This is a genomic window from Devosia sp. (genome assembly GCF_040509215.1).
GTDB lineage: Bacteria > Pseudomonadota > Alphaproteobacteria > Rhizobiales > Devosiaceae > Devosia.
On the sequence record NZ_JBEVLL010000058.1, the window covers coordinates 1 to 9301 of the forward strand.

The 9301-nt window shown below is 64.3% G+C and carries 6 protein-coding genes; all 6 read left to right on the forward strand.

Annotation, left to right across the window (positions count from 1 at the left end):
- The first annotated feature begins 99 nt into the window (after positions 1 to 99).
- Positions 100 to 765, forward strand: coding sequence for an epoxyqueuosine reductase QueH (locus tag ABW043_RS03300; protein ID WP_353919812.1), 666 nt, complete (start codon positions 100 to 102; stop codon positions 763 to 765).
- Between the two features lie 364 nt (positions 766 to 1129).
- Positions 1130 to 1945: a cellulose biosynthesis protein BcsN gene (bcsN, locus tag ABW043_RS03305; protein ID WP_353919813.1), complete on the forward strand. Its 816-nt coding sequence runs from the start codon at positions 1130 to 1132 to the stop codon at positions 1943 to 1945.
- A 20-nt stretch (positions 1946 to 1965) separates the two neighbouring features.
- On the forward strand, positions 1966 to 4134 hold the full coding sequence (gene bcsA, locus ABW043_RS03310) for a UDP-forming cellulose synthase catalytic subunit (protein WP_353919814.1): 2169 nt from the start codon (positions 1966 to 1968) through the stop codon (positions 4132 to 4134).
- Positions 4131 to 6371, forward strand: a complete 2241-nt coding sequence (locus tag ABW043_RS03315) for a cellulose biosynthesis cyclic di-GMP-binding regulatory protein BcsB (RefSeq protein WP_353919815.1) — start codon at positions 4131 to 4133, stop codon at positions 6369 to 6371. Before bcsA ends, ABW043_RS03315 begins: the two co-directional genes overlap by 4 nt.
- A gap of 32 nt (positions 6372 to 6403) precedes the next feature.
- Complete coding sequence (locus tag ABW043_RS03320) at positions 6404 to 7414, forward strand: family 8 glycosyl hydrolase (RefSeq protein ID WP_353919816.1); 1011 nt, start codon at positions 6404 to 6406, stop codon at positions 7412 to 7414.
- Positions 7411 to 9301, forward strand: a 1891-nt coding sequence (locus ABW043_RS03325; protein ID WP_353919817.1) for a tetratricopeptide repeat protein, incomplete at its 3' end; no start/stop codon positions are given. The genes ABW043_RS03320 and ABW043_RS03325, both read left to right, overlap by 4 nt.

Here is a 9301-nt window from a genome sequence, read left to right on the forward strand (position 1 = left end):
CTTCGCCGGGGTGACAGCCTTTGATTGTCAACGCATAGGTGACGTCGGAACGTTCTGAAAAACTGGAAATCCTGCCCGGCTTTTGCTAATGACCCGCTCATGAGCGAAGAATTCGAACGTCCAGTCCTGACGCCCCCCACCGGCGAGAAGAAAGTGTTGCTTCATTCCTGCTGCGCCCCGTGTTCGGGCGAGGTGATGGAGGCAATGCTGGCTTCGGGCGTCGAATATACGATCTTCTTTTATAATCCGAACATTCACCCCAAGCGCGAATACCTGCTGCGCAAGGACGAGAATGTGCGCTTTGCCGAAAAGAACAACGTGCCGTTCATCGACGCCGATTACGACCGCGATAACTGGTTCGCCCGCGCCAAGGGCATGGAAAACGAGCCCGAGCGCGGCATTCGCTGCACCATGTGCTTCGACATGCGTTTCGAGCGTACCGCGCTCTACGCCTACGAACACGGCTTTCCGGTAATGACGAGTTCGCTCGGCATTTCGCGCTGGAAAAACATGACCCAGATCAACGACAGCGGCAAACGCGCCGTCGCGCCCTATGAGGGTCTCTCCTACTGGGACTACAACTGGCGCAAGGGCGGCGGCTCGGCTCGCATGATCGAGATTTCCAAGCGCGAAGAATTCTACCAGCAGGAATATTGCGGCTGCGTCTATTCGCTGCGCGACACCAACGATCACCGCGTTTCGACCGGCCGTGATCGCATCGTTCTGGGCCAGAACTACTACGGCAAGGACACGACTTCGGAATAGCGTCAGCGCCGTTTCTCTGGCGTTTGGCGCGAAGTCTAAGATTATGGCCAAAAGATGTTCCGCGGTGAAACGCCGCGGATATGCACCATTAATTCACCCTTCGGACATTTGACTGAAAATGTTACCGGACTTGGTGAATTAACAAGGTGTGAAATTAAGGTCTCGTTAACCCTGCCTTGCCTAGCTTGGTAAGCGCTAATCAGCAGGCCGAAGGCCGTTGCTAGCGTTTCTGGGCTAGAATCGGGTTTGACCTGACATGCAGACTACAACCTCACTTCGGCTCGCGGCGGGCCGTTGGTTGCGAAACGGCCTTTTTGCCGGCCTTTCAGCGTGTCTGCTCGCCGGCTGCGCCAGCACCAGCGACATGCCTTCATCGGAAGCCCAGATCGTTCGGCCGTCCTCGGCGTTCATCCTGCCCCCGCCCGGCGGCCCCGCCATCATCACCGCGGTCGAAACGCGATTCCCCAATGCCATCAGGCAGGACATCTCGCTCGCGACCGAAGCCCGCAGCACCGGCGAGAACAAGATCAGCATCATTCGCTTCACGGGGCGGGGTGGTGATGGCAGCGACGCGGCGCTCAAGGATATTCCCTTCACTCAGGTCAACCTGACCGCGGAGGCGCTGGCCGCCTGGCCCAATTCGGGCATGGCCGTATCGCCCTACTATGTGCAGAACGCCTATGGCCCCTTCGGCTATGCCATCGCCAAGCCACCCAATGGCGATAGCTGCCTCTATGCCTGGCAGCGTATCGAGCCTGCGCTGAAGCCCTCGGGGGCAGTCGAGCGCGGCGCCATCATCATCCGGGTGCAGCTCTGCCGCCGCGGCGTATCGGAAGAGGCGCTCCTGAGCATCATGTACAACCTGCGCCTCAATATCGAAGTTTTCCCCGCCCTCAGGGCGCCCGCCGCCATCGGCATGATCGCGGCCCCGATCAAGCCCGTCGGCGCCGCAGGTTTTGCCGAAGTCATCCCCACGAGCCAGCCCGCACCCCGCCCGGCTACGACGCAGCCACGACCGGCCACGGTCGCAACTCCCGTCGCCACCCCTTTGCCTGTTCCCCCGCCGGGAGCGCCAATCGTTCCCGGCCCCACCGGTATCAGCGGCCAAAGCGGCATCGTCGTGCCTCGCCCACCCACCACTTCCGTCAGGGTTCCCTCGCCCACCGCGAGCGGAACCTGACAGTCCAAAGGTAGCCTGTGATGAACAAGGCGCTCACCGTCGTCATCTGGATCGCAATCTCGGCGATCGTGCTGGTCCTTGTCACCGTTCCGGTAAGTATCCAGACCCATCTTGTCATGGGCGCCACCCTGCTCGGCGCCATGATGGTCATCAAGCTCCTTAAGCTCGATGGGAATTGGCGCCTGCTGCTGCTGACCTTCGGCACCATCATCGTGCTGCGCTACGCCTTCTGGCGCACCACCAGCACCTTGCCGCCGATCGAGCAATGGACCGACTTCATTCCGGGCCTGATCCTTTACCTCGCTGAGATGTACTGCATTCTGATGCTCTTCCTCAGCCTCTTCGTGGTCGTGCGGCCCATGCCCAGCCACGTTTCGATCCGCCTACCCAAGGACGAGCCGGTGCCGACTGTGGATGTGTTCATCCCCAGCTATAACGAGGATTACGAACTGCTCGCCGGCACGCTCGCCGCCGCCCGCGACATGGACTATCCCGAGGATCGCTTCACCGTCTGGCTGCTCGATGATGGTTCGACCGAAGCCAAACGCAACCATCCCGATCCCGAACAGGCTGCCACCGCCCAGGAGCGGCACGAACAGCTCCAGCAACTGTGCGCCGAACTTGGCTGCCGCTACCTCACGCGCGAGCGCAACGAGCACGCCAAGGCCGGCAATCTCAACAATGGCCTAGCGCACTCGACCGGCGAGTTTGTCGCCGTGTTCGACGCCGACCACGCCCCGGCCCGCGATTTTCTGCAGGAAACGGTTCCCCATTTCGGTCGCGACAGCCAGCTCTTCCTCGTCCAGACCCCGCACTTCTTCCTCAATCCCGATCCACTGGAACGGAACCTGCGCACCTTCGAAGTCATGCCTTCGGAAAACGAGATGTTCTATGGCGTGATCCAGCGCGGGCTCGATCGCTGGAATGCCGCCTTCTTCTGCGGTTCGGCGGCCCTTCTCCGCCGCGAGGCTCTGGCCACCAACAATGGCTTTTCCGGCAAGAGCATCACCGAGGACTGCGAAACGGCCATCGAACTGCATAGCCGGGGCTGGAACTCGATCTATATCGACAAGCCGCTCGTTGCCGGCCTGCAGCCGGTGACTTTTGCGAGCTTCATCGGCCAGCGCACTCGCTGGGCCCAGGGCATGATGCAGATCCTGATCTTCAGCTTTCCGCTGTTCAAATCAGGCCTGAGCCTGCCGCAACGCCTCTGCTACCTGTCCTCGACGCTCTTCTGGCTCTTCCCGCTGCCGCGCATGATTTTTCTCTTTGCGCCCTTCTTCTATCTCTTCCTCGACCTGCAGATTTTCACCGCCTCGGCCGGCGAATTCGCCGCCTATACGCTGACCTATGTGGTGGTGAACCTGGTTATGCAGAATTCGCTGTTCGGGCGCTGGCGCTGGCCGTGGATTTCCGAACTCTACGAATATATCCAGTCGGTGCACCTTCTGGGTGCGCTCTTCTCGGTGGTGCGCAATCCCTATAAGCCCAGCTTCACGGTGACCGCCAAGGACGAGAGCGTCGACACCGCGCGCCTCTCCGAACTGGCCCGGCCGTTCTATCTCATCTTCCTGCTGCTGATCCTTGCCGTCGCCATGACCATCTACAAGATCGGCGCCGAGCCCTATCAGGCCGAGGTGACGATGGTCGTGGGCGGGTGGAACATTTTCAACCTGATCCTTGCCGGTTGTGCGCTGGGCGTCGTCTCCGAGCGCCGCGAAGGCTGGGGCAGCCGCCGCGTCGCCGTTGAGCGTCGCTGCGAAGTGCGCGGCGCCGACGGCAATTGGGTCCGTGCCGGCTTCATCAATGTGTCGAGCGGCGGCGTCGCCGTGCGCCTGCCCAATGGCGCAGCGGGCCTTGGTCGCGGCATGCCCACAAGCGTGCGTTTTGCTCCGCTTGCCAATATCGGCATCGACGAAATGCCGGTCTTCATCCGCTCCGTTACGCAGGAAGGCAAGGGCGTCGTCTTCGGCTGCCGTTACATGCCCGAGCGCGGCCAGCACTATCGGCTGATCGCCGATCTGATCTACGCCAATTCGGCCAATTGGCAGGCGCGCCAGAGTGCGCGTCAGGTCAATATCGGCATCATCCGTGGCACGGTCCGCTTCCTCGGCATAGCGCTTTACCAGACCGGCCGCGGCCTTGGTTACCTGCTCCGCTTCGGCTCGGGAAAGGTGCTGGGCAAATGAAGCGGCACGCTCTTCTCACCTCCGTCGCGATCCTTGCAACGCTCGGCCCCGCCTTGGCGCAGCCGGCTCCGTTCGACATGTCGCCCGAAAGCAATCGCGTCGTCGTGCCGGCGCCCGCGGAGCCTGACGCGAGTGTTCCGGCGCCGGTTGAAGCAGTCGCGCCGGTCGGCTTCTCGCGCTACCTGGTGCCCGGCGCCAGCCTGCGTCTGATCGGCGAAGAGGCCAAGCAGGGCGTCGTCGTCTATCTCACCGCCGCACAGGCCGCTGCGCCCGCTACGCTTAATTTCGGGCTCCTCAACGCGCTTGTCGTGGCGCCCGAAATTTCGAACCTGCGCGTTCGCATCAACCAGACCGAAATCGCTGCAACGCCCATCGCCTCGTCTTCGGGCACCACGCCCGTCAGCATCGAGGTGCCCGCGGGCGTGCTGCGCGCCGGGGCCAATACCATCGAATTTCGCGCCACCCAGCGCCATCGCACCGATTGCACGGTAGACTCGACCTATCAGCTCTGGACCGAGATTGCCGGCAGCAGCGCACAACTCGCATTCGAGGGCGACGATCTCGGGCGTATTTCGCAATTGGCCGATATCGGTGCCGTCGGCGTCGACGCGACCGGCAATACGACGCTGCGCCTTATCGCGCCCGATGTCGCCGACCCCACGGCCCAGGCGGCGATGCTGCATCTCGTCCAGCAGATCGGCCTCGCGCTGCGCACGCCAAAACTCAGCGTGGTGCTTGCCGATGCGCCGTCCGAAGAGCGCCTGCCCGGCGTTCTCGATGTCGCCATCATGCCCGCAGCCGAATTGCCGCCTGAAATGCAGGCGGCGCAGCCTCAGGCCAGCGCCGGCCCGCTTGCCGCCATGCTGCCCATGCCGTCTGGCGCCAATACGCTCATCGTCTCCGGTCCCACCTGGGACACCATAACCCGTGCCGGCGACGCCATGCTCAACGCCGCCCCGATTTCTCCCGAGCGGCCGCGCTTCGACCTGCCCAATCCCCTGCCGCTGATGGAAGGCGGCGCGTCGGCGAGCCTTGCCAGCCTCGGCGTCGATCAGCTCGAGTTCAATGGCCGGCGTTTTACCACCCAGTTGCAGTTCGAGCTGCCCGCGGATTTTTATGCCTATCGCTACGGCGAACTCGAACTGGTGCTCGACGCCGCCTATTCGGCCGATGTGCTGCCCGGCAGCGAAATCGACATCTACACCAATGGCGAGATCGCTTCGGCGACCCCCTTGCTGCGCACCGATGGCGGCTGGCTCAAGGATACGCGCATCCGTATCCCCATGACCAACCTGCGTCCCGGCCGCAACGAGGCAACGCTCGCGGTCAACCTCCTCACCCGTTCCGACGCCGTGTGCGGTCCCGGCTGGACCGGGGCGGCGCCCGCCCGCTTCATTCTCTCCAACAACAGCGATCTGCGCCTGCCCGACTATGCCCGCGCCACGGGCGTGCCTGATCTCCAGGTCCTGACCGGCACGGCCTGGCCCTATGCCGGCACCGCCGCCGTGCCACTGGCCCTCGGCCAGGATCAGGATTCGCTCGTTGCCGCGATGATGTTCGCCGCCCGCATTGCCACCGCCTCGGGCCAGGTCATAACCTTCGACGTCGTGCCGCAGGACAGTCTTGCGCCTGACGCCAATGCCGTCCTCGTCATGCCCACCACTGCCCTTTCCCCGCTCAATCTTGGGCGCACCGGCATCGGCGCGGCGGTTGCGACCGGCCAGGGCAGTGACGATGCCCTTCTCAACCAGTTCGGCAACAACGAGAGCGAGGGTCCGCTTTCGGGCATCTCCAACTGGCTGCAGTCAACCGTCGGGCTCGATCTGACTGACCTCAGGCTCATCCCCGCCCCGGACCTTGCCTATGTGCCCGCGCCGGAGACACTCGTTGTCTCGCAGATGCGCCAGCCCGAGGGCGGGGTCTGGACGATCCTGACCTCGACGAGTGGCCCGGCCCTTGCTGCCGGCACCGAGAGGCTGATCGATACGCCCAAATGGCGCAGCATTGCCGGCCGTGTCAGCGCCCTGGCGCCGGGCGAGGACGACATTACCGTCGTGCCCGCCAATTCAGTATCCGTCGTGACGCCCGCAACCACGTCGCCGTTCAACCTGCGCCGCGTCGCCGCCAACTGGTTCTCGGGCAATATCCTCTATTTCGCCCTCGCCATCGTGGCCGGTGCCGTGCTCCTGATGCTGATCACCTCCCGTGTCCTTACCAAGATCGGAAGGCCTTCATGAGACCTATTGCGGCGCTTCTCCTCGGAGGCCTCATGACCATGTCCGCTCAGGCTGCGCCGGCTATCACGCCAGAGGAATGGCAGAGCTATCTCGACGCCTTCGTGAGCCCCGAGGGCCGTGTCATCGACACCGCCAATGGAAATATCAGCCACAGCGAAAGCCAGGGTTATGGCCTCGTTCTTGCCGCACTGGCCGAAGACCGCGCCGGGTTCGACCGCATTCTGGACTTCACCAGAACCGAACTCATGGTTCGTGATGACGGGCTCGCCGCCTGGCGTTGGGAGCCGGATGCCGACCCGCATGTGACCGACGAGAATAACGCAACCGATGGCGATATGCTGATCGCCTATGGCCTGCTGCTGGCGGGCGACCTCTGGAGCGAAACCGCCTTCACCACGCAAGCCACCTCCATGGTGCAAACCATCGGCCGCAACCTCCTCGCCTCTGCGGATGGCCTGCCTGCCATCCTTCCCGGCGTCGAAGGCTTTGGCGGCGATGACGCGACGGGCGGCCAGCCCATCCTCAATCCCTCCTACTGGATTTTCGAGGCCTTGCCGCGGTTCGACGGGCTCGATCCCGTCATCGACTGGAACGCCGTCACCCAGACCGGGCTTGAACTCCTCCGTCGCGCCGCCGAGACGCCGGCGGGCATTCCGGGCGACTGGGTTGTGATGGCCGCTGGGCTGATCGGCCCTGCGCCCGATTTTCCCGCCGAGTTCGGCTACAACGGCATTCGCATCCCGCTCTATCTCATGCGTGCCGGGCTCGACCCCGCGTATCTCGAACCCTTCCGCGCCAAGGCCTCCTCGGCGGGCCTCTTCAAGATCGATCTTGCAACCGGCAATGCGGTAGAGCCCATCGAAGAACCGGGTTATCGTCTCATCCAGGCCGGCATGGAATGCGTCGCCACCGGCCAGTCCGTACCCGAGGAGCTGCGCACCCTGCAAACCACCAGCTACTATGCCGCCACCCTGCAATTGCTGATGCTCGACCACTTGCGCCGCCAGCGTCCGGCCTGCCTTGGTCTTGAGGCGCAATCATGAACCGCGTCGTCCTCACCCTATGCCTGATCGGCATCTCTCTGCCGGCCATGGCCCAGGCGATCGCGCCCTTCGGCGTTGATCCGATGACCGTTTCGGAAACCGGTCCCGCGCCGTCTTCCACCCCCCAGCAGCCTGCCCCCTTTGCGGCGGACATGCCGGTGCAGTCCGAGATCGGCACCACCCTCCCCGACCCCATCATCACCGCCCAGGCGCCGCCGCAGACCTCCGCCTCCGGCGCGCCGGACGAAACCGCGCTGCGCTATTTCGCCCAGCAGGGCGACACCGTGCGCCTGCAGCGCGAAATCGAACGCCTCCGCGCGCTCTATCCCAACTGGCAGCCGCCCGCCGACCCGCTGACCACCGATTTCGTGCCCGACCAGACTATCGTGCGCATCTGGGACCTCGTCACCGCTGGCGATTATGCCGGCGCCCGCGCCGCCATCGCCGAAAAGAAGGCTGCCGATCCGACCTTCGTGCCCACGGCCGATCTCACCGAAACCATCGAGCGCGGCGAGGCAGGCACGCGCCTTCGCGTCGCCTCCGATGCCGGCCAATATGACGAAGTCCTCTCCATTGCCGCCAATGCGCCGCAACTGCTGACCTGCGCCAGCGTCGACAATCTCTGGCGGCTTGCCGAAGCCTTCATCAAGACCGGCACCAAACAGCGCGGCATCGATGCCTATTCCTATGTCCTCACCAATTGCACGGATGCCGCCGAGCGCTTCGCCACCATGCAAAAGGCCATCGACCTGCTCGACCGCGAGGACCTGACGGCCCTTCTCGCGCTCGAAAAAGACGAGGAATTTGCTACCCTTCGCCTCGACCTGGCGCGTCGCGCCGTTGCTGCGGCGCTCGAAGAAGGCGGCGCCACGCCAGCAAGCGACGATGTCGACCTGCTCGGTAAATCCGCCATGGCCGACAAGAATGCCGAAGACCTGCGTCTTCTCGGCTATCTCGAACTCGACCGCAGCCGTCCGAGCGAAGCCCGCCGCTTCTTCGAAGCCGCCATCTCCGCCGATCCATCGCCCGAGTCGGCACAAGGCCTCGGCGTCGCCCTCGTGCAATTGAACGACCCCGCCGCCGCCGAAGCCGCGCTGGCCGAATATCGCGACGACAACGAGGATATCGCCAAGGTCTATCGCGACGCCGCGGCCGCCACCCTTGCCCGCGAGCCACGCCTCGCCGTCTCCGAAACCACGCTCGGCCGCATCGTCGAAACTGCCATCGGCACCCGCGACGCCGGCCTGGCCCAGGAGCTTGGCTGGTACGCCTATGCGTTCAACCAGCCCCAGACCGCATTCGAATGGTTTCAGACCGCCCTCGGCTGGCAGGCCGATCTCGAACCCGCCGCCTATGGCCTGATGGTGACGGCCAACGCCCTTGGCGATGCCGCCCGCGTCGAAGAAATCCGCCGCACCTGGGGTGGCCGGTCGGTGCGCATCGCCCAGTTCGGCAATCTGACCTCGGTCACCTCGCCCGCCTCGGTCGTTCCCTTGCCCAAACCCCGGCCGGCCCACCTTACCCAGGTTCAAACGGTCCGCGTGGTCCAGCAGCAGGCACCAAGACAAGTCCAGCAGGCCGAGGCCCCCTCGGGCGGAGGAAGTGGGGGCGGCAGCGGAGGCGGCGGTTGCCAGACCTTCAGGCCGCCAAACTCCCTCTCGCCCGGCGGCGCTCTCACCCATGCCTGGTGTCTGATGGATCTCAACCGCCCCGCCCAGGCGGTTGATCATTTTGGCAGGGCCCTCGACTCGGCCAACGAAGCGACCCGCAGCGACGCCGCCTATGGCCGCGCCCTGGCCTTTGTGCGTCTCGGCCTGCCCGACGAGGCCGCAGTCGCCGCTGCCGCGGCGCCGATCTCGGAACGGCGCGCGATCGAACTCCAGACCG